The 19,407-nt window shown below is 71.6% G+C and carries 21 protein-coding genes; 10 read left to right on the top strand and 11 right to left on the bottom strand.

Annotated features, from left to right (window positions below):
• Positions 1-5 precede the first annotated feature (5 nt).
• The 6 genes from FHR33_RS45130 to FHR33_RS45105 are packed head-to-tail and all read right to left on the bottom strand — an operon-like array spanning position 6 to position 4,906.
• Positions 6-842: a glycerophosphodiester phosphodiesterase family protein gene (locus FHR33_RS45130; RefSeq protein WP_183661549.1), complete on the bottom strand. Its 837-nt coding sequence runs from the start codon at positions 840-842 to the stop codon at positions 6-8.
• 10 nt (positions 843-852) lie between these two features.
• Positions 853-1,392, bottom strand: coding sequence for a TrmH family RNA methyltransferase (locus tag FHR33_RS45125; protein ID WP_183661548.1), 540 nt, complete (start codon positions 1,390-1,392; stop codon positions 853-855).
• On the bottom strand, positions 1,389-1,979 hold the full coding sequence (locus FHR33_RS45120; RefSeq protein WP_183661547.1) for a class I SAM-dependent methyltransferase: 591 nt from the start codon (positions 1,977-1,979) through the stop codon (positions 1,389-1,391). Before FHR33_RS45120 ends, FHR33_RS45125 begins: the two co-directional genes overlap by 4 nt.
• A gap of 11 nt (positions 1,980-1,990) precedes the next feature.
• Positions 1,991-2,938, bottom strand: a complete 948-nt coding sequence (locus FHR33_RS45115) for a VWA domain-containing protein (protein ID WP_183661546.1) — start codon at positions 2,936-2,938, stop codon at positions 1,991-1,993.
• Positions 2,939-2,969: 31 nt separating this feature from the next.
• The gene (locus tag FHR33_RS45110; RefSeq protein ID WP_183661545.1) at positions 2,970-3,908 is read right to left on the bottom strand and encodes a DUF58 domain-containing protein; all 939 of its coding nucleotides are present in this window, start codon (positions 3,906-3,908) and stop codon (positions 2,970-2,972) included.
• On the bottom strand, positions 3,905-4,906 hold the full coding sequence (locus FHR33_RS45105) for an AAA family ATPase (RefSeq protein ID WP_183661543.1): 1,002 nt from the start codon (positions 4,904-4,906) through the stop codon (positions 3,905-3,907). The genes FHR33_RS45110 and FHR33_RS45105 overlap by 4 nt, the downstream gene beginning before the upstream one ends.
• Before the next feature lie 74 nt (positions 4,907-4,980).
• On the opposite strand from FHR33_RS45105, the gene FHR33_RS45100 reads away from it, so the two are divergent.
• Together FHR33_RS45100 and FHR33_RS45095 are read left to right on the top strand one after the other, a co-directional pair.
• Complete coding sequence (locus FHR33_RS45100) at positions 4,981-5,721, top strand: hypothetical protein (protein ID WP_246453712.1); 741 nt, start codon at positions 4,981-4,983, stop codon at positions 5,719-5,721.
• Between the two features lie 121 nt (positions 5,722-5,842).
• A complete protein-coding gene (locus FHR33_RS45095; RefSeq protein WP_183661090.1) occupies positions 5,843-6,841 on the top strand; it encodes an IS481 family transposase in 999 nt (332 codons plus the stop codon).
• 24 nt (positions 6,842-6,865) lie between these two features.
• Here FHR33_RS45095 and FHR33_RS45090 read toward each other — a convergent pair whose 3' ends face one another.
• The 3 genes from FHR33_RS45090 to FHR33_RS45080 form a co-directional block, all read right to left on the bottom strand.
• Positions 6,866-7,627, bottom strand: coding sequence for a TSUP family transporter (locus FHR33_RS45090; protein ID WP_183661539.1), 762 nt, complete (start codon positions 7,625-7,627; stop codon positions 6,866-6,868).
• Positions 7,628-7,885: 258 nt separating this feature from the next.
• On the bottom strand, positions 7,886-8,503 hold the full coding sequence (locus FHR33_RS45085; protein WP_183661537.1) for an ATP-dependent Clp protease proteolytic subunit: 618 nt from the start codon (positions 8,501-8,503) through the stop codon (positions 7,886-7,888).
• The gene (locus FHR33_RS45080; protein ID WP_183661535.1) at positions 8,500-9,078 is read right to left on the bottom strand and encodes a ClpP family protease; all 579 of its coding nucleotides are present in this window, start codon (positions 9,076-9,078) and stop codon (positions 8,500-8,502) included. The genes FHR33_RS45085 and FHR33_RS45080 overlap by 4 nt, the downstream gene beginning before the upstream one ends.
• 136 nt (positions 9,079-9,214) lie before the next feature.
• Here FHR33_RS45080 and FHR33_RS45075 point away from each other — a divergent pair, with 136 nt between their 5' ends.
• Together FHR33_RS45075 and FHR33_RS45070 are read left to right on the top strand one after the other, a co-directional pair.
• On the top strand, positions 9,215-10,387 hold the full coding sequence (locus FHR33_RS45075) for a sensor histidine kinase (protein ID WP_312896067.1): 1,173 nt from the start codon (positions 9,215-9,217) through the stop codon (positions 10,385-10,387).
• A complete protein-coding gene (locus FHR33_RS45070) occupies positions 10,387-11,025 on the top strand; it encodes a response regulator transcription factor (protein ID WP_221242628.1) in 639 nt (212 codons plus the stop codon). The genes FHR33_RS45075 and FHR33_RS45070 overlap by 1 nt, the downstream gene beginning before the upstream one ends.
• A 56-nt stretch (positions 11,026-11,081) precedes the next feature.
• Here FHR33_RS45070 and FHR33_RS45065 read toward each other — a convergent pair whose 3' ends face one another.
• Positions 11,082-11,939, bottom strand: coding sequence for a DUF2268 domain-containing putative Zn-dependent protease (locus FHR33_RS45065; protein WP_183661529.1), 858 nt, complete (start codon positions 11,937-11,939; stop codon positions 11,082-11,084).
• A 67-nt stretch (positions 11,940-12,006) separates the two neighbouring features.
• On the opposite strand from FHR33_RS45065, the gene FHR33_RS45060 reads away from it, so the two are divergent.
• From FHR33_RS45060 to FHR33_RS45040, 5 genes are read left to right on the top strand one after another with little or no spacing between them, the layout of a single operon-like run.
• Entirely contained in the window at positions 12,007-12,963 is a 957-nt protein-coding gene (locus FHR33_RS45060; RefSeq protein ID WP_183661527.1) for a helix-turn-helix transcriptional regulator, read from the top strand.
• A complete protein-coding gene (locus FHR33_RS45055; protein WP_183661525.1) occupies positions 12,960-13,898 on the top strand; it encodes an inositol-3-phosphate synthase in 939 nt (312 codons plus the stop codon). The genes FHR33_RS45060 and FHR33_RS45055 overlap by 4 nt, the downstream gene beginning before the upstream one ends.
• Positions 13,899-13,950: 52 nt before the next feature.
• On the top strand, positions 13,951-15,042 hold the full coding sequence (locus tag FHR33_RS45050; protein ID WP_183661523.1) for a sensor histidine kinase: 1,092 nt from the start codon (positions 13,951-13,953) through the stop codon (positions 15,040-15,042).
• A complete protein-coding gene (locus FHR33_RS45045) occupies positions 15,039-15,695 on the top strand; it encodes a response regulator (RefSeq protein WP_183661521.1) in 657 nt (218 codons plus the stop codon). Before FHR33_RS45050 ends, FHR33_RS45045 begins: the two co-directional genes overlap by 4 nt.
• An 8-nt stretch (positions 15,696-15,703) precedes the next feature.
• Complete coding sequence (locus tag FHR33_RS45040; RefSeq protein WP_183661520.1) at positions 15,704-16,591, top strand: hypothetical protein; 888 nt, start codon at positions 15,704-15,706, stop codon at positions 16,589-16,591.
• A 10-nt stretch (positions 16,592-16,601) separates the two neighbouring features.
• On the opposite strand, the gene murG is transcribed toward FHR33_RS45040, so the two are convergent.
• Positions 16,602-17,735: an undecaprenyldiphospho-muramoylpentapeptide beta-N-acetylglucosaminyltransferase gene (gene murG / locus FHR33_RS45035; protein ID WP_312896066.1), complete on the bottom strand. Its 1,134-nt coding sequence runs from the start codon at positions 17,733-17,735 to the stop codon at positions 16,602-16,604.
• 133 nt (positions 17,736-17,868) lie between these two features.
• Here murG and FHR33_RS45030 point away from each other — a divergent pair, with 133 nt between their 5' ends.
• On the top strand, positions 17,869-19,401 hold the full coding sequence (locus tag FHR33_RS45030) for a cytochrome P450 family protein (RefSeq protein WP_183661518.1): 1,533 nt from the start codon (positions 17,869-17,871) through the stop codon (positions 19,399-19,401).
• Positions 19,402-19,407 lie beyond the last annotated feature (6 nt).

Below are 19,407 nucleotides of genomic sequence, written 5' to 3'. Positions count from 1 at the left end.
GGCTCCTAGGCTGCGAGCTGGCCGGGATGCCAGAGGCCGCGCCGGTCGAGGACGTCGCGCAGGCCGGAGATGTTGTCGGTCATGATGCCGTCGACCCCGAGGTCGAGCAGGTAGTCCATGCGCAGGGTGTCGTTGATGGTCCACACGTGGACCTGCATGCCGAGGGCGTGCGCCGTACGCACCAGGGCGCGGGTGGTGACCCGCAGCCCGCGAAAGCCGACCGGCACCTGCGCGCAGGGCACGCCCGAGCGCACCAGCCTGGTCAGCACGCGGCCGTAGCCCGAGGTGGCGGCGGCCGCGCGCAGGGAGGCGACGCCGCGAGGGCCGAGCGCCGAGCAGACCTCCCGGCCCATGGCCGCGCGCGCCCTGGTCAGGCGCTCGTCGGAGAAGGAGGTCAGGCAGATCCGGTCGTAGGCGTTGGTGCGCCTGACCATCTCGGCCAGCGGCCTGATCGCGCCCGCCTCCTTGACGTCGATGTTGAACTTCGCCGAGGGGAAGGAGCCGAGGAGGTCCTCCATCAGCGGGATCTCGTCGGCGCCGCCGATGCGGGCCTGCCTGACGGCGCTGTAGGGCAGCTCGGCGATCCTGCCCCTGCGGTCGGTGACCCTGTCGAGCGTGTGGTCGTGGAAGGCCAGCAGCACGCCGTCGGAGGTCGCGTGCGCGTCGGTCTCGAGGTACTCGTAGCCCAACCGCACCGCCCGCTCGAAGGCCGCGGCGGTGTTCTCGTGCCCCTCCAGGGCTCCACCGCGGTGAGCGAAGGCCAGCGGGCCAGGATGGTCGAGGAAGGCGAAACGACGGCTGAGCACACGGCGAGTATGCCGCTTGTGAGCTCGGCGCGTCATGTCGGCGTGGTTACGACTCGGGCAATTTACTCCATTCCTGACGTCGCGTCTCCGACAGCGCGATGGCCGCCGCCACACCGACGTTGAACGAGCCGACCCGCCCGACCTGCGGGATGTAGGCGGCCAGGTCGGCGGCCTCCAGCAGAGCGGGGGAGCAGCCGTGGTCCTCGCTGCCGACCACCAGGCACACGTCGCGATCGAGGTTGGTGCGGTGGAGGGGCTGGGCCTCGCCGGTGAGCTCGATCGCGATCACCGTGTAGCCGTCGTCCCTGGCCTCGCGCACCGCGTCGAGCACGGGGACGGCCTCCTTCCACGCCACGAGCCTGTCGGTGCCGAGCGCCACCTTGGCCGCCTTGGGGTTGGTCGGCGGCGTGGCGTTGCCCGCCAGCCAGATCTGGTCGACGCCGAAGGCGGCCGCGCTGCGGAAGATGGAGCCCACGTTGAAGGGACCCGTCACCGACTCCACGATCATCGAGAGCCGGTTGCCCGTGCTCCTGCGCCAGGTGCGGTTGAGCCGCTTGACGTCGGTCGGGCGCAGTTGCTTTCTCATCGGGTCACCTTCAGGATTCGGTACGCGGCGCGGGAGGCCTCGCGGGTGGCCTGCCAGCCCTGGTCGGACAGCCAGCGCTGCAGGGAGTCGGAGCCGAGGTGCTTCTGCACCACGAGGTAGGCCACCCCTTCGGGGGTCAGCCTGGTCAGCCAGCGGGTCAGCATCTCGTGCATGGCCTGCTTGCCGATGCGGATCGCCGGGTTGGACCAGATCGCGGCGAACCGCACGTCCTCGGGAACCTCGTCGACGTGCGCGGGTCTGACCCTGTCGAGGGCGGCGGCCCTGGCGTTGCGCTCGGTCAGCTCGAGCGAGCGCCTGTTGACGTCGACGGCCCACACGGTGGCCGAGGGGGCGCGCGAGGCCATGGTCAGCGCGATGGGGCCGTAGCCACAGCCCAGGTCGAGCAGGTGGCCCTCCTGGGGAGGCGTGGGCACGCTCTCCAGCAGGACACGGGTGCCGAGGTCGATCCTTTCGGGGGAGAAGACGCCCCTGTCGGTCTCGAGCCTCAGGTGCAGGTCGGGCAGGACCAGGTCGACGCTCGACGGTCTGCTCGCAGCCTGGGGCTGCTCCTCGAAATAGTGGGCCACGTGCGAAAAGCTTAGGGGATGCGGTGGCCGAGCAGGATGGCCGCCGCCGCGACGAGCAGCCCTGCGACGATCGCCGCGATGATGAAGTACTGGCTGATCTCCTGGCTCACGGTCTTGAACCCCAGCGACGTGCCGATCTGCTCATAGACCTGGCGCAGCTCGTTGCCCGACTCGGCGGCGTAGGCGCGGCCGGAGGTGCCCTCCGACAGCGTCTGCAGGGTCGCCTTGTTCACCGGCACGGTCACCGGGCGCCCGTCGATCATGACGGTGCCCTCCTGCGTGCCGTACGCGATGGTCGAGACGGGCACCCTCGCCTGCTTGGCGGCGTCGACGGCCTCGCTCACCGAGCGCCCTGAGGTGTTGTCCCCGTCGGACAGCAGCACGATGGCGGCGGGCGGCGGGTCGGTGACCGCGCGCTGGTCGAAGGAGCGGATGGAGTCGAGGGAGTTGAAGACCGCCTCGCCTATGGCGGTGCCGGGACGGGTGTTGAGGTTGCCGAGCGCGGTGACGACCGCCTGCCTGTCGGTGGTGGGGGAGATGACCACGTTGGCGGAGCGGGCGAAGGAGACGAGGCCGACGTTGAAGCGTTCGGGCAGGCCGCGCACGAACGTCTGCGCCGCGATCCTGGCCGCGGCGATCCTGCTGGGCGGCACGTCGTCGGCGTCCATCGACAGCGACACGTCGAGCGCGACCATGATGGTGGCCCGGTCGCGCGGGACGCGCACCTGGTCGGCGGGCCTGGCCGCGCCGATGACCAGCAGGCTCATCATCACCAGGAACAGCAGGGGCGCGAGGTGGCGCCGCCAGCCGGGGCCGTGGGGGGCGACCATGTTCAGCAGGGCCAGGTTGGTGAAGCGCACGGTGTAGCGGCGCCGCCTGAACTGCGCCACCACGTAGGCCGCGACCACCAGCGCCACGAGCGCGAACAGCCACAGATATCCCGGCGCCAAGAACGTCACGGACTCTCCTGTCCCTGGTCGGCTTCCTCGCTCACGTTCCAGCCCTCCGGTGTGCCAGGTGCGCCATGCGCCGCTGGCGTAGCGCGAACTGCGCGATGTCGAACACCCAGTCCCTGTCGGTGCGCAGCACCAGGTGGGCCACCCCGGCCCTGCGCAGTGCGGCCCGGGTGCCCTCCCGCTGCAGGGCCGCCGCCTCTGCGTAGGCGGCGCGTACCCGCGGCGAAAGGTGTACCTCGCTTACGTGCCCAGTCTCAGGGTCGGTGAACGCCACCGTGCCGACGTCGGGAAGCTCCAGTTCGCGGGGGTCCATCACCTCGACGGCCAGCACCTGGTGGCGCGCCGCCAGGCGCCTGATCGGCCGCTCCCACGCCCGCTCCGCGCCGGGGTCGAGGCTCGGCCGCGCCTCGAGGAAGTCGGAGACCACCACCCGCAGCCCGTGCCGTCTGCGCATGGCGGCCAGCACGTCGATTCCCTCGGCCAGGTCGGGGGCGTCCTGCACGGGCCGCCCCCTCGGGGCGTCGAGCAGCGAGTGCAGCAGGCCGTACAGCGCGGGCCTGCCCGTCCTCGCTGGCATCCTGTGCAGCGCGTCGTCGTGCAGCACCAGCGCGCCGAAGCGGTCGCCCATCCTGCTGGTCAGGAAGCCGATCGCGCCGATCGCCGAGACCACCAGGTCGCGCTTGTCGGTGTCGGTGGTGCCGAAGTCCATGCTCGGCGAGAGATCGGCCAGCGCCCAGGTCTCCAGCTCCCTGTCGGAGACCAGGTCGCGCACGTGCGGGACCGTCGTGCGCGCGGTCACCGCCCAGTCCATCCGCCGCACGTCGTCCTCGCCGGGCACGTACACCCTGCTGTCGCCCGCCTCGCTGCCGGGGCCGGGCAGCAGGCCCTGGTGCTGGCCGTGCATCAGGCCGTCGAGCCTGCGGCTGATCGTCAGCTCGAGCCTGCGCAGCGCCTGCTCGGCCTGGTTGGTCATCGGCCCTGGTTCCAGACGACGAGCGGCGGCGGTACGGAGTGCAGGACCTGCCTGACCACGTTCTCGGGATCGACGCCGTCGGCCAGCGCGTCGAAGGTGAGCATCAGCCGGTGCCCCATCACGTCGACGGCCACGTCGCGCACGTCGTCGGGCAGCAGGTAGTCGCGCCCGCGCAGCACCGCGAGCGCCCTTCCCGCCGCGACCAGGCCGAGCGTGGCGCGGGGGCTCACGCCGATCTCGATCGTGTCGGCCAGGTCGGGCATGCCGTACTCGGCGGGGGAGCGGGTGGACATCACCAGGCGCACCACGTAGTCGGCGACCAGCTGGTGCACCGAGACCTGCTCGGCCTGCCGCTGCAGGGCCATCAGCCGCTCGGGGTCGAGGATCGGCTCGGGCACCGGAGGCGTGACGCTCATCCTGTGCAGGATCTCCAGCTCCTCCTGCGCGGTCGGGTGCGGCACCCTGACCCTGAACAGGAAGCGGTCGCGCTGCACCTCGGGCAGCGGGTAGACGCCCTCGGACTCGATCGGGTTCTGGGTGGCCAGCACGATGAAGGGCTTGGGCAGCGGGTGGGTGACGCCCGCCAGCGTGACCTGGCGCTCGGCCATGACCTCCAGCAGGGCGGACTGCACCTTGGCGGGGGCGCGGTTGATCTCGTCGGCGAGCAGGAAGTTGACGAAGACCGGGCCGAGCTCGACGTCGAACTGCTCGCTGGAGGGATGGTAGACGCGGGTGCCGACGATGTCGCTCGGCACCAGGTCGGGGGTGAATTGGATGCGGGCGAACGTGCCGCCCACCACCGTGGCGAGCGTCGAGGCGGCCAGCGTCTTCGCCACGCCGGGCACACCCTCCAGCAGGCAGTGGCCGCGCGCCAGGAGCGCGACCACCAGCCGCTCCACCATGTGCTCCTGTCCGACGATGACGCGCCGGACCTCCTCAAGGGTCTGACGCAGCACGGCCGCGTCCGTACCTGTCGACAGCTCTTCGGCAGCGCTCATGTGTGCTATTCCACCAAACAAGGCTTATGGGTGCACGACCCGCCGCGCCGGGTATACCTGCTTGGATGACTCGCATGGCCGCTCCGCTCCAGTACGGTGACCCGCCAAGGCTCGGGGGGTTCGCCGTGCAGGCTCGCCTGTCCACGGTGCCGGCGGGGCTTGTCTACCTCGGACAGGGGCCCGACGGCAGGGCGGTGTCCATCGCGCTGCTCACCAGGGGCGCGGCGCTCGACCCCTCGGCCCGCGAACGGTTCGTCACGGCCATCCGCTCCTCCTCGGGGGTCAGGGGCTGGATGGCGCGGGCCAGAGGCAGGACCACCACGCTCGACGGGCCTCCCGTCGTGGCCGCGGAGCTGGGCGACGCGCCGTGGGTGGCGGTGCCCTACACGCCTGGACGGCCGGGCGCCGAGCGCTTCCTCGAGCCCGTCATGGTGGGCGGCACGCTGATCGGCGAGGCGCACGGGCCCGACTTCGTGCCGTACTGGCTGGCCGACAGGGCACCCGCGCTGCCGGCGCCGCCGCGGCCCAGGCCCCCGCTGACCGAGACGAGGACCAGAGTGCTCGTCGCCGGCGCGGTGCTGGCGCTGCTCGTGCTGCTCGGCGCGGTGATCGCCCTTCTGCTGTTCGGCGGCGAGGACGACAGCGCCCCGATGCCGCGGCCGATGCCGCCCACGCAGTACGTGCCGAGCCCGCCGCCGGTGCCCGCCTCACCCGAGCCGCAGGAGCCCCAGCCCTCCCCGTCGCCGGGGGAGACGGGCAGGAGCACGCCAGGACAGTCGCCCGGCGAGGACACCGACGAGGGCAACCCGATCTAGGTGTACTGCCCAGGCAGGTTGGTTGAGATTGTGTGACGACATGGTCTGAATCTGCGATGACGAAGGCCTCCGGTTGTGGAGTGGAGCTGTCTAGGAACCGCTCCGCCAACAGGAGGCCTTCGTGTCCCACGCTAATGCCGCTTTGACTCCTCGCGCACGTCTTCGGCTGGCGCGCTTGATCGTCGATGACGGCTGGCCGATCGCCAGAGCCGCGGAGCGTTATGACGTGTCCTGGCCGACCGCCAAGCGGTGGGCCGGTCGTTACGCCCAGCACGGTGCGGCCGCGATGGCCGATCGGTCCTCCAGGCCACACCGCAGCCCGTCCAGGACGCCGCAGCCGGTAGTGCGCAAGATCGTGCACCTGCGATGGAAGCAGCGTCTGGGCCCGGTCCAGATCGCCGGGCGGCTCGGCATGCCGGCCTCGACCGTGCACGCCGTCCTGAGCAGGTGCCGGATCAACCGGCTCTCACACATCGACCGCGCCACCGGCGAGGCGATCAGACGCTACGAGCACGACCGGCCCGGCGCGATGCTGCACGTCGACGTCAAGAAACTCGGCAACATCCCCGATGGCGGCGGCTGGCGCTACCTCGGCAGAGTCCAAGGCGAGCGCAACCGAGAGGCCACCGCTCGCCGCACCGGCGCCCGCAACACCCGCTATGAGCCCCGCATCGGCACCGCCTTCGTGCACACCGTCGTCGATGACCACTCACGCGTTGCCTACGCCGAAATCCGTGACGATGAGAGAGCCGCCACCGCGATCGACGTCCTGCGCAACGCCGTTGCCTGGTTCGCCGAACGCGGTGTCACCATCCAGCGGGTGCTCAGCGACAACGGATCGGCCTACAAATCCCACGCCTGGCGTGATGCGTGCGCCGAACTCGGCATCCGGCCCAAGAAGACCCGCCCCTACCGCCCTCAGACCAACGGCAAAGTCGAACGCTTCCACCGCACCCTGGCAGACGGCTGGGCCCTGGGGCGCTTCTACACCTCAGAACGAGCACGCCGCAAAGCCCTACCGGCTTGGCTCCATCACTACAATCACCACCGGCCCCACACCGCTACCGGCGGCAAACCACCCATCACCAGGTTGACCAACGTCCCTGGGCAGTACATCTAGGCCGTGACGCCGGGCGGCCGGGTGTCAGCCGAACTGCTGCCAGCCGAGCCTGGCCACCATCGCCACCACGACGCACAGCAGTACGACGCGGACGAAGCCGGTGCCGCGCCTGAGCGCCATCCTCGCGCCGAGCTGGGCGCCCGCGATGTTGCAGACCGCCATGCCGAGGCCGAGCGCCCACAGGATGTGCCCCTGGTAGCCGAAGACCAGCAGCGCGCCGAGGTTGGTGCCGGTGTTGATGATCTTCGAGGTGGCCGAGGCGTGGACGAAGTCGAGGCCGAGGATCGTGGTGAACGCGATGATCAGGAAGGTGCCGGTGCCGGGGCCCATGATGCCGTCGTAGAAGGCGATCAGCACCCCCGAGACCAGGATCGCCGCCCCCACTCGCGCCCGAGTGCGCAGGTGCGCCCGGGGGAGAGCGCCGAAGGAGGGGCGCAGGGTCACGAAGGCGGCCACGCCCAGCAGGATGACCATCACCAGCGGGCGCAGAACCTCGGAGGAGATCGCCGCGGCGGCGGAGGCGCCGAGCCCCGAGCACAGGACGGCGAGCACCCCCGCGGGGACGGCCACCTGCGGGTCGAGCTTGGTGGTGCGGGCGTAGGTGACGGCCGCCGAGGCGGTGCCGAAGACGGACGACAGCTTGTTGGTGGCGATGGCCTGGATGGTCGGCACGCCCGCGACCATGAGGGCGGGCAGCTGCAGCAGACCGCCGCCGCCCACGACGGCGTCGATCCAGCCCGCTCCCGCGGCCGCCGCCAGCAGTACGACGACCTGTTCCAGCGACACCCCGGCACTCCCCGCAGCGACCCGTCCAATCCCTCAGCAGGGTATAGGCCGATATTTCGTGATACGCCCCTGGGGTGGGTGCCTTCGGGGATGTGCGCGGGCCTGGGGTGCGCGGGGTGGGTGGGGTGGCGGGTGGGCGCGGTGTGGGCCGGCGGGGAGCCGGTCCCCGCGCGGCCCATCGTCGCGCGGGGACCGGAGAGGGCGCCCACCGTGACCTGCGGGCGCCCCCGTCATGGGAGGTGCGGGGAAGGGGGTCGCTCAGTGGGCGGCGGCCAGCGGTCGCTTCCTGCTGGCGAACACGTCGTCGATCAACCGGTACGTGCGGGCCTGCTCGGCCGTCATGAACCGGTCGCGCTCGATGTCCTTCCTGACCTCCGCGGCCGGCCGCCCCGTGTGCTTGGCCAGGATCTCCTCCTGCTGGTCGCGCATACGAAGGATCTCGCGCGCGTGGATCTCCAGGTCGCTCGACTGGCCCCTGCTCCCCTCGGTGGCGGGCTGGTGGAGCAGGATGCGCGCGTGCGGGAGCGCGGCCCGCTTGCCCGGCGTGCCCGCGGCAAGCAGCACCGCGGCGGCCGAACTGGCCTCACCGATGCACACCGTCTGGATCTCGGGCCTGACGAACTGCATCGTGTCGTAGATGGCCGTCATCGCGGTGAACGAGCCGCCAGGAGAGTTGATGTAGAGCTGGATGTCGCGGTCGGGGTCGAGGCTCTCCAGGGTGAGCAGCTGCGCCATCACGTCGTTGGCCGAGGTGTCGTCGATCGGTGTGCCGATGAAGACGATGCGGTCCTCGAACAGCTTGTTGTAGGGGTTCATCTCCTTCACGCCGTAGCTGGTGCGCTCGACGAAGGAGGGCAGCACGTACCTGGCGTTCATCGCTGGACCACCCCGTCGGCGTGGGCGACGACATGGTCGACGAACCCGTACTCCTTGGCCTCCTGCGCGGTGAACCAGCGGTCCCTGTCGGAGTCGGCCTGGATGCGCTCGAGCGGCTGCCCGGTGTGCTGCGCGATGAGTTCGGCCATCAGCCGCTTGGTGTAGATCATGTTCTCGGCCTGGATCTGGATGTCGGTGGCGGTGCCGCCGATGCCGCCGAGCGGCTGGTGCATGACGATCCTGGCGTGCGGGAGGGCGTAGCGCTTGCCCCGCGTGCCGCCGCTGAGCAGGAACTGACCCATGGACGCGGCGAAGCCCATCGCGACGGTCGAAACGTCGCAGGGAACGAACTGCATCATGTCGTAGAGCGCCATCCCCGCGGACACCGATCCGCCGGGGGAATTGATGTAAAGAGTGATGTCGCGGTGTGGGTCCTCGGCCGCCAGCAAAAGCAGCTCACCGCACAGCCGATTGCATATCTCGTCGTCGACCTCCTGGCCGAGAACGACAATGCGCTCCTTCAACAAGCGCTGGCCCAGCTGTTCCGGCCAGGCGGTGCGAGTGGCCTCCGTCATGTGTGCGCCTTTCTCTCGGTACTAATGCGACGTTATCCAGATGCGCCTCGAATTGGTCGTGACTTTCTCCGTGAGCAGATTTCACCACAAGCGCATTTCGCTCGGAGTGAATAAACGTCGACATAGAATGGCTTCTGTGAGATGGACCCTTGTCGCCCGCAGATGGGCCTGCCTCGTCCTCGGTGGGGCGCTGCTGATGCCGTACATGATGCTCGGGGTACTGGTCAGCGGCACGGTCGGCAGAGTGGGCGCCGACCTGCTCCTCCCCATCGACGTGCTGGTCTTCGTCGCGGTGCTGCCCGTGGTGGCGCTGACGGGTCTGTTCCTGCCGCTGCGCGCCTTCGAGGTGTCGGCGGCCGAGGGGCTGCTCGGCGTGCGGATCGACCCGCTGCCCCGCCGCGCCCGCACCTGGGCCGAGCGGAGGCGCATGGCGGCGTGGTTCACGCTGCACCTGGGTGTGGGCGGGGTCGTCAGCGGCGTCACGCTGGCGATCGTGCCGTTCGTGGTGTGGTCGATGGCCGTGCCCTTCACCGGTGACAGGTTCGGCATCCTCGGCCAGGGCACCCCGCTCGGCTGGTGGCCGCTGGGCGGGCTCGCCTTCCTGGTCCTGCTGGTGGCGCTGGTCCAGGGGGCGGGCGCGCTGCTGGCCAGGCTGGCGCCCGTGCTGCTCGGCCCCTCGCCCTCCGACCGGCTCGCCCTCGCCGAGGAGCAGGCCCGCACGCTCGCCGAGCGCAACAGGCTGGCCCGCGAACTGCACGACTCCGTCGGTCACGCGCTGAGCGTGGTCACCCTGCAGGCCGCGGCGGCCGGCAGGGTGCTCGACCGCGACCCCGCGACCGCCAGGATCGCGCTGGAGGCCATCGAGCAGTCGGCCAGGGCCGCGCTGGAGGACCTCGACCACGTGCTGGGCGTCCTGAGGGAGGATCCGCAGGCCAGGGCGCCGCAGGCGACCCTCGCCGACCTCGACGAGCTGATCCGCACCTCGGGCGCCGACGTCACGCGCGAGGTGGGTGACCTTTCGGCGGTGCCCGCGGTGATCTCGAGGGAGGCATACAGGATCGTCCAGGAGGCGCTGACCAACGCCATCAAGCACGGCCACGGCACCGTACGGCTGGCCGCCGCCGTGCGGGAGGACCAGCTGAGCATCGAGGTCACCAACGCCGCGGGCGCCGGAGGGCACGGCGGCGGCAGAGGCGTCGCCGGCATGAGGGAGCGGGTCGGGCTGCTGCGCGGCACGCTGCACGCCGGCCCCGTGGAGGCGGGCGAGTGGCAGGTGTCGGTGCGGCTGCCGCTACGGTCGGGGGTGTGATGCTCAAGGTCGTGATCGCCGACGACGAGGCCCTCATCCGCACCGGCCTGCGGATCATCGTCGACTCCGAACCGGACCTGAGCGTCGTCGGCGAGGCGGCCGACGGCGCCGAGGTCGTCCCCGTGGTGCGCGCGCAGCGTCCCGACGTGGTGCTGATGGACGTCAGGATGCCGCGCGTCGACGGCATCCAGGCCACCAGGCAGCTGGTCGCGCTCGACGACCCGCCCAAGGTGCTCGTCGTGACGACGTTCGAGAACGACGACTACGTCTACGACGCGCTGAGAGCGGGGGCGAGCGGCTTCCTGCTGAAGCGCACCAAGCCCGACGACCTGGTGCGAGCCGTGCGGGTGGTGGCCGCGGGCGAGGCGCTGCTGTTCCCCGCCGCGATCCGCGCGCTGGCGGCCACGCGCAGTCACACGGCGCAGGTGCCCGGCATCGGCAGGCTCACGGGGCGCGAGGGCGACGTGCTGCGTCTGATGGCCAGGGGTCTTTCCAACGGGGAGATCGCCGCCGAGCTGGTGGTCAGCCAGGAGACGGTCAAGACCCACGTCGGCAACGTGCTGGCCAAGCTCGACGCCCGCGACCGCACCCAGGCCGTCATCGCCGCCTACGAGTCGGGCTTCGTCGCCCCCGGATGAAACCGATGAACCCGCGCCCGGATGAACCCGCACCCCAGCTCCCGGGATGAGCCTGCCTACCGGGACCGCGCCCGCCAGGCCTTGAGGATCTCCTCGGCGGGCAGCGCGGTGCACTCCGTCGCCGACATGCCGGTGGCCTCCAGGTGCGCCTCGACCAGGCGCAGGCCCGCGGGGTAGCCCGCCATGTCGGAGATGCCGCGCGGCTCCTGGCCGAACCTGCTCATCGCCGAGTCGCCGAGCACGTACGCGGGCGTGTTCTGCATGCCGGCCAGGTCGAGATCGGCTTCGATCCTGGCGAAGACCTCGTCGGCGAGCGGGCGGGTCGTCCACGGGCCCATCGCCTCCGGGCCCGCCATCTCGCGGACGAACGCCTCGGCCAGGCCCTCGGCGACGACGTGTTCGCCGACGGTGACGGTCTCGGGGTTCCACTCGACGTTGCGGAAGCGGACGTTGTGGTGGAACTCGTGCACGGCGCAGTGCGCGATCCTGTCGATGACGTCCTCGCGGGGCCAGGCGATGACGTAGAGCCAGTCGCCGTAGGAGCCCATGCCGTAGTAGCCGCCCGCGGCGTCCATGAGGTAGTCGTCGTCGGGGTCGCCGAGAACGAACATCACGTTCAGGTGGTCGGGGCCGTCGAAGCCGCTGAGGCGGTCGGCGGCGTCGGCCAGCGCCCGCTCGATGCGGCCCTTGACGTCCCTGTCGACGAGGTCTCGCACGGCGGGCAGGTAGCGCCCGTCCTCGCGGTCGACGCGGAAGCCCGAGCCCATGTGATGCAGGTCGACGCTGTCGCCCGGCATGGGGATGGAGGCCCGCATGGGCGCCAGCATCGCCGTCAGCAGGGCGGGGCGCTCCTCGAGAGGACGCTCCAGCAGGTCGGCCATCGCGGAGAAGGTGTCGTGAACGGTGAACTTCATGCCGAGGACGCTAGAGGCTCCCGTTAGGTGAGGCTCAACCTCTTTTTCCTGAGGACACAATGGGGACATGCGCGCCAGCCGTCTGCTCTCCCTCCTGCTGCTGCTCCAGACGCGCGGCCGTATGACCGCCACCGAGCTGGCCGAGGAGCTCGAGGTGTCGGTCAGGACCGTCTACCGCGACGTCGAGGCACTGTCCTCCTCCGGTGTGCCGGTCTACGCCGACCGCGGCCCGGCGGGCGGCTACCAGCTGCTCGACGGCTACCGCACCAGGCTCAACGGGCTCACCGCCGCCGAGGCCTCCTCGCTGTTCCTGGCCGGGATGCCAGGACCCGCGGCCGAGCTGGGCCTCGGGGAGGTGGCCGCCAACGCCGAGCTGAAGCTGCTGGCCGCCCTGCCGCCCGAGCCGCGCTCCCAGGCGACCATGATGCGCGAGCGCTTCCACCTCGACGTGCCTGGCTGGTACCGGGGCGCCGACGACGTGCCGCACCTGGCCGAGGTGGCCGAGGCGGTGTGGGACCAGCGTCCGCTGCGCATGAGGTACCGGCGGTGGGGGCGCCAGGAGGTGGACAGGGTGATCCATCCGTACGGGCTGGTCCTCAAGGGCGGCTCGTGGTACATGGTCGCCGCCCCGCCCGGCGGCGACCCGCGCACCTACCGCGTCTCGCGCATCCTGGCGATGGAGACCCTGCAGGGCCGCTTCGAGCGGCCGCCCGGCTTCGAGCTGGCGGAGTTCTGGCAGGCCTACGCCAAGGACTTCAGGCAGAAGATGTACACCGCCGAGGCCGTCATCAGATTCGAGCCAGGCGCGGAGAGCCTGCTGGAGTACACCCTCAGCATGCCCGTGCCGATGTCGGAGCCCGACCCCGACGGGTGGCGGACGGTGACCGTGCCCATCGAGTCGGTCAGGCACGCCAGCTGGCTGCTGCTGCGGATGGGCGCGAGCGTCGAGGTGCTGGCCCCGGCCGAGCTGCGCGACCTGATGCGGCAGTCGGTCGCGGACCTGTGCAAGATGTACCAATCATGAGCAAAGTACATGTGGGTCTCGTCGGCGTGGGCAACTGCGCCTCCTCGCTGGTGCAGGGTGTGAAGTTCTACAGGGGCAGCGACTACCCCGACAGCGCGGGCTTCGCCGTGGGCGACGTGGTCTTCACCGCCGCCTTCGACGTCACGCCCGCGAAGATCGGCAAGGACCTGTCCGAGGCGATCTGGGCCGCGCCCAACAACGCCGCCGTCTTCGCCGAGGTGCCGCACCTGGGAGTGCCCGTGGAGGAGGGCGTTCTCGGCGAGGACTTCGGCGACCTGGAGGACGCCAGAGGCTCGGCCACCCCCCAGGCGGTCGCCGAGCGGCTGCGCGCCACCGGCACGCACGTCCTGGTCAGCTTCCTGCCGGTCGGGCACCAGCGGACCACCGAGCTGTACGCCGAGGCCGCGCTGCTGGCCGGCTGCGCGTTCGTCAACTGCATGCCCGCGGTCCTGGCCCGCTCGGCCGAATGGGCGGGCAGGTTCGAGGCGGCGGGACTGCCGCTGGTGGGCGACGACCTCAAGAGCCAGTTCGGCTCGACGCTCGTGCACCGCGCGCTCGTTGACACCCTGACCAGAGCAGGGGTACGGCTACGCGACACCTACCAGCTCAATGCCGGCGGCAACATGGACTTCAGGGCCATGCGCGACCCCGCCAGGATGGCGGGCAAGAAGGCGACCAAGGCCAAGGGCATGTCGGCCGAGGGCAACGTCCACGTCGGCGCCGAGTACATCCCCTTCCTGGCCGACAGGAAGATCGCCTACATCAGGCTGGAGGGCGAGGCGTTCGGCGGCACCACGATGGAGATCGAGCTCCGCATGAGCGTCGAGGACTCCCCGAGCGCCGCGGGCAACGTCCTCGAGGCGGTACGGCAGGCTCGGCGCGCCATGCTGGACGGCCGTTCAGGCGTGCTCGACGTAGGCGTCATGAAGGCGTGAATACCGCATGGGGTGGATGCCCCCGACGGAGGAGGCGGCCTACGTTGGCGATGTGACCAGATACGTCCTCGTCCCCTGCGCGGCCGTCGTCGTCGTCATCTCCACGATCATGGCTCAGGGCAACCAGCACGGCGCCCGCCCGCTCGACGCGCTCGGCTACGCGTTGCTGGGCGCCACCGCGCTCGGCCTGGCCTGGCTGCGTGGCAGGCCGGAGGTGAGCGTGGCGGTCTGCTGCCTGGCCGCTGCCGTGGTGCTCGCCCTCGGCTACGCCTACGCGCTGTGGGCCGTCCCCGCTCTGATCGCGATGTTCACGGCCATCGCGGAGGGCCGCAGGCGCGAGGGCTGGGCGGGCGCCGCCTTCCTCGTCGCCTTCCCCGCGGCGGGGGCCATGCTCGCCTACGACGCGGGCAACCTGGGCGCGCTGCTGGTCTGGGCGCTGGTCGTGGCGCTGACCGGGCAGCTGGCCGAGGCGTCGAGGGCCAGGCGCGGCTACATCGCCGAGCTGGAGCGCACCCGCGAGGAGGAGGCGCGCAGGCGCGCCCGCGACGAACGACTCAAGATCGCGAGGGAGCTGCACGACGTCACCTCGCACACGATCTCGCTCATCGCGCTGCAGGCCGCCGTCGCGGCCGAGGCCGTCGAGCGCGCAGGCGGGCCGCCCGAGGCGCGCGCGGCCCTGGGCGTCATCCGCACGGCCAGCCGTGAGGCGGTGTCCGAGATGAAGGGGCTGCTCGGGGTGTTGCGTCACGCCGACGGCGAGCAAGCTGGCAGGTCGCCGATGCCGGGGCTCGACAGGGTCGGCGAGCTCGTCGCATCCTCCGCGCTGCCGGTGCGGCTCGCCTTCGAGGGCGACAGACGGCCGCTCCCGCCGGTGGTCGAGCTGACCGCCTACCGGATCGTGCAGGAGGCGCTGACCAACACCGTGCGGCACGCCAGGGCAGCCGCGGCGCAGGTGACGCTGCGCTACGAGAGCGGGGGGCTGGTCGTGGAGATCGTCGACGACGGCAGGGGAGTGCGCGGCGGCGGGGGCGCGGGACACGGCCTCGCGGGCATGGCCGAGCGGGTGGCCGCCGTCGGCGGCTCGCTCAGCACCGGCGACAGGCCGGAGGGCGGCTTCGGCGTGGCCGCGTGGCTGCCGGCATGATCACCGTCCTGCTCGCCGACGACCAGCCCATGGTCAGGGCGGGCCTGCGCGCGCTGCTCGACACCGAGCGGGACCTGTCGGTGCTGGGGGAGGCCTCCGACGGGCGCGAGGCCGTCCGGCAGGCCGCCGCGCTCAGGCCCGACGTGGTGCTGATGGACATCAGGATGCCCGAGCTGGACGGCCTGGAGGCCACCCGCAGGATCGTCGCGGCCCGCACCTCGCGCGTTGTCGTGGTGACCACCTTCGACCTCGACGAGTACGTCTACGAGGCGCTGCGAGCGGGGGCCAGCGGCTTCCTGGTGAAGGACGCCGAGCCGGCCGAGCTGCGGCGGGCCGTCAGGGTGGCGGCCAGGGGCGACGCGCTGCTGTCTCCTGGGGTGACGCGCAGGCTCATCGAGGAGTTCGCGGCCAGGCCGGCGGCGCGCCGCGACGAGAGCAGGCTGACGGCGCTGACGGCGCGCGAACGGGAGGTGCTGGGCAGGATCGCGCAGGGACAGAGCAACGGGCAGATCGCCGAGACGCTGTTCATGAGCCCCGCGACGGTGAAGACGCACGTCAACCGGATCATGTCGAAGCTGGGGCTGCACGACAGGGCGCAGCTCGTGGTGCTGGCCTACGAGAGCGGGCTGGTGCGCCCCGGCGGCGGCGTATGATCCAAGCAATGTCTGGACAGGACGTGGCAGTCGTCGTCGACCCGAGCGTGCCCGAAGAGGTGGCCTGGAGCCTGAGGTCGAACGCCCAGCTGCTGGCCAGGGTCAGGCGAGGCCTCACGCCCGATTGCGAACTCGACGACGACTCCCGGCCGCGGGGGCTGGTCTCGGCGGGCGTCGCCGGCCTGGTGCTGCTCGACCTCGTCTTCTTCCTGGCCGGCCTGGCCCCCCTGGTCATCCTCACCACGGGCGCGATCCTGCTGCTCCTGCTCAGCAGGGGCCTGTCGGCCATCCAGCCCGGCGACGAGGAGCCGGAGGGAGACCTCATCCAGCAGGCCCGCTGGTACGACGGGCGCTACTACCTGCGCGACGACTTCGACGCCGAGGCGCTCCCGCTGCTGGCGCGCACGCAGCGGGCGATCAACTCCGTCCTCGGTTCGCACGTCAACGCCGAGGGGCTCCTCGACGACGTGCGCAACTCCGTCATGCTGCCCCAGCAGGAGTGGGAGATCGCCCGCCTGCTGGCCAAGCTGTCGGCCCTGCGCGCCGAGCACAACGAGCTCATCGCCGACGGCGTCGCCCCCGAGGTGGCCAAGGCCGTGCAGCCGCTCGAACGGGCGCTGCTCAACAGCGAGGCGGCCGTGGCCGCCAGAGTCGAGGCGCTGGAGCGCTACGCGGGGCACGTGGCCGAGGCCGAGCGGGCCTACCACGCGCACGGCCAGATCGAGGAGCTGCGCGCCAGGCTGCCGCGCTACGAGGAGCTGGTGGCCGAGTCGGGAGCGGACGGCTTCGCCGTACCGGAGATCTCCAGGCTGTCGGAGGACGCCGACCGGCTGGAGAGGGCGCTGAGGCGGAGCGTGAGCTCCGCCCACGAGGCCTTCCGCTACCTCGACAGCTGAGAGCGCCGCGTCACTGCGGCGGCCTGGCCGACTGCAGCAGCACGTCGGCCAGCATCTCGGCCGCGTCCACCCTGCCCAGCTTGTGCGCGGCCTCGGCCATCGACGCGCGCAGCGCGGGATCGGCCAGCAGCGGCATCAGCTCGGCCAGCAGCAGCTCGGCCGAGGGGCCCGGCTCCAGCAGCGCCCTGGCGGCGCCGGCCGAGGCCAGGTAGCCGGCGTTCTTGCGCTGCTCGTCGCCGCCGCTCGGGATCAGCGGGATCAGCACCGAGGGCTTGCCGATCGCGGTGAGCTCCGAGACGGTGCCCGCGCCGCTGCGCGAGATGACCACGTCGGCCGCGGCGAACAGGTCGGGCAGTTCGGGACCGACGTAGGGCACAGGGTGGTAGCGCTCGGCCAGGTGGGGCGGCAGCGCGATGGCGCGCATCTGGTCGATCCACGCGGGCCCGCACTGGTGGATGATCTGCGCGTACGGCAGCAGCCGCGGCAGGATCTCCGTGATGAGGGTGTTGATCTGCTTGCTGCCCTGGGCGCCGCCTGTCACGTAGATGAGCGGCACCTCGAAGGTCAGCCCGAACTGGTCGTAGGCGGCGGCCCTGTCGCCGTGCAGCAGTTCGGGCCGCACCGGATTGCCCGTCACGACCGCCCTGTCGCGCACCGAGGCCGGCAGGTACTCCAGCGACGACTCGTGCGAGAGCGCGATGCGGGTGGCCATCCTGGCCAGGATGCGGTTGGCCAGGCCCACGACCGTGGTCTGCTCGTGCATGACCAGCGGACGGCGCAGCAGCCTGGCCGCCACGCCGATCGGCACCGCCACGTAGCCGCCCGTCGACAGGACCACGTCGGGCTTGTAGCGGGCCGCGTGCGCGATCGCCTGCGCCACCCCGAGCGGGATGCGGAACAGGTCCGCCAGGTTGGTGCCGAGCTCACGCAGGTTGGGACGGCGGCGCAGCTTGCCCGTGGTGATCGCCTCGAACGGGATGCCGTGCTCGGCGGTGATCCTGGCCTCGAGGCCGCTGGCCGTGCCGACCCACAGGACGTCGTGGGGCATGCGACGCCGCTGCAGCGCGGCGAGGGTGGTGAGGGCGGGATAGGTATGGCCGCCGGTGCCGCCACCGGTCACCAGCAGACGAAGAGTTCGTGTCACTGCCTCAGGGTATTGCCGCCCGGCGGAGGCCGGTGTGGCCGGTCGGGGGGCGGGGCGTGTCGGCGGTGCGCGGCGCGGCCGCGCGTGAGCCCCTCCGAGTGTCATGACCACCAGGAAGGGTAAGCGCCCTTGCATGCCGACAATCACCCAGGGCGAGCTGTACACCGCGACGCTGGAGGTCGTGGAGCACCCGCCGCTCGGCGTGCCCGCCCTCGACGGCGGTCCGCGCGAAGCCGTCGTACGGCTGGCGGGCGAGCGGTCGCTGGTGCGGATCCTCGACGGGGGCGACGGCCACGACCTCGACCTGGTGCTGCCGGGCGGCTACCGGCACCGCCAAGGGAAGGTGCGGCTGACCGCCCACCGCCTGGCCGAGGGCGTGTTCGCGATCAAGGCGGGCGAGCGCAGGATCGCGCTGCTGCGCCTGCGCGACCCCGCGCTGGGCATGCCGGCCTTCGACCCCGCGGGCAACCACCATCCCGCGCTGCGCCCGACCAGGCCGATGAGGTGGCGGCGCGCCAGGGTGCAGGGAATGGTGTCGCCGTGGGAGACGCTGCGGCTCGGCGCGGAGGTCGCCCTGCCGATCCTGCTCCAGGGGGTGATCTTGCGGCGGCGGCTGGGCGTGCGGCTGGCCGCGCTCATGGGGGCCGACAGCCGCGCCAACCGGCTGCTGGCCCGGCTGCGCGACAGGCACGACGGCGGGCCGCTGCTGATCAGGATCCCGCTGCGCGGCTGGGCGGTGATCCCGCTGAAGGGCCCCGACGTGCGGCGGGTGCTGCACGGCGCCGAGTTCACCCCCGCCAACAGGGAGAAGAGGGGCGCTCTCAGCCACTTCCAGCCCGACGCGGTGCTCATCACCAGAGACCCCGAACTGCGCGCCCGGCGCAGGACCTTCAACGAGGAGGTGCTGCGCCCCGAGCCGCTCGCGCAGGAGATCAGGCGGAAGGTCGCCCAGGAGATGGCGACGCTCCCCACCGAGGGCGTGCTGACCTGGAGTCGCTTCCACGCCGCGCACCGGAGGCTGACGCGCCGCATCGTGCTGGGCGACTCGGCCCGTGACGACGAGGCGGTCACCCGGCTGCTCGACCGGCTGCGCGCAGACGCCAACTGGTTCTACCTGCGCGCCCGCAAGACCGACGTGCGGGTGGCCTTCCAGCGGCGCATCGAGGGGCACCTGCGCAGGGCCGAGCGGGGCAGCCTGGCACGCGTGCTGGCCCAGACCCGCACCGACCCCGCGGTGCACCCCGAGGGGCAGGTTCCGCACTGGCTGTTCGCCTACGACGCGGCGGGCATGACGGCCTGGCGGGCGCTGACGCTGCCGGCCGTCCACGCGGGCCCGCACGATCCCGCGCACCTGCGCGCCGCGGTGCTCGAAGCGCTGCGCCGGTGGCCCACCACGCCGGCCATCCTGCGCGACACCACCGCGCCGACCCGCTGGCGTGGTGTCACTCTGCCCGAGGGCAGCATCGCGGCGGTCATCACCTCCTTCACCGACGAGGTGCCCTTCAGCGACGGGCCCGCCGCCTGCCCCGGCGAGGACCTGGCGCTGCTCACGGCCACGGAGATGCTCGCCGCGATCCTGCGCGACAGGGAGGTCGTCGCGCTGTCACGGCGCTCGCCCCTCGACCACTTCGGGGTCCGCTTCGCCGTACGGCCTCGCGAGCGATAGCGTTCG

It is taken from the genome of Nonomuraea dietziae (assembly GCF_014195505.1).
GTDB classification, from domain to species: domain Bacteria; phylum Actinomycetota; class Actinomycetes; order Streptosporangiales; family Streptosporangiaceae; genus Nonomuraea; species Nonomuraea roseola.
Note: the sequence above shows the minus strand (reverse complement) of the source record. Positions and strands in the feature narration are given on the sequence as shown.

Bases quoted from the DNA above. Each gene is read 5' to 3' on its own strand.
- FHR33_RS45130 (WP_183661549.1), bottom strand. From the start codon at position 842: ATGACGCGCCGAGCTCACAAGCGGCATACTCGCCGTGTGCTCAGCCGT.
- FHR33_RS45125 (WP_183661548.1), bottom strand. From the start codon at position 1,392: ATGAGAAAGCAACTGCGCCCGACCGACGTCAAGCGGCTCAACCGCACC.
- FHR33_RS45110 (WP_183661545.1), bottom strand. From the start codon at position 3,908: ATGACCAACCAGGCCGAGCAGGCGCTGCGCAGGCTCGAGCTGACGATC.
- FHR33_RS45105 (WP_183661543.1), bottom strand. From the start codon at position 4,906: ATGAGCGCTGCCGAAGAGCTGTCGACAGGTACGGACGCGGCCGTGCTG.
- FHR33_RS45100 (WP_246453712.1), top strand. From the start codon at position 4,981: ATGGCCGCTCCGCTCCAGTACGGTGACCCGCCAAGGCTCGGGGGGTTC.
- FHR33_RS45085 (WP_183661537.1), bottom strand. From the start codon at position 8,503: ATGAACGCCAGGTACGTGCTGCCCTCCTTCGTCGAGCGCACCAGCTAC.
- FHR33_RS45080 (WP_183661535.1), bottom strand. From the start codon at position 9,078: ATGACGGAGGCCACTCGCACCGCCTGGCCGGAACAGCTGGGCCAGCGC.
- FHR33_RS45070 (WP_221242628.1), top strand. From the start codon at position 10,387: ATGCTCAAGGTCGTGATCGCCGACGACGAGGCCCTCATCCGCACCGGC.
- FHR33_RS45065 (WP_183661529.1), bottom strand. From the start codon at position 11,939: ATGAAGTTCACCGTTCACGACACCTTCTCCGCGATGGCCGACCTGCTG.
- FHR33_RS45060 (WP_183661527.1), top strand. From the start codon at position 12,007: ATGCGCGCCAGCCGTCTGCTCTCCCTCCTGCTGCTGCTCCAGACGCGC.
- FHR33_RS45055 (WP_183661525.1), top strand. From the start codon at position 12,960: ATGAGCAAAGTACATGTGGGTCTCGTCGGCGTGGGCAACTGCGCCTCC.
- FHR33_RS45045 (WP_183661521.1), top strand. From the start codon at position 15,039: ATGATCACCGTCCTGCTCGCCGACGACCAGCCCATGGTCAGGGCGGGC.
- FHR33_RS45040 (WP_183661520.1), top strand. From the start codon at position 15,704: ATGTCTGGACAGGACGTGGCAGTCGTCGTCGACCCGAGCGTGCCCGAA.
- FHR33_RS45030 (WP_183661518.1), top strand. From the start codon at position 17,869: ATGCCGACAATCACCCAGGGCGAGCTGTACACCGCGACGCTGGAGGTC.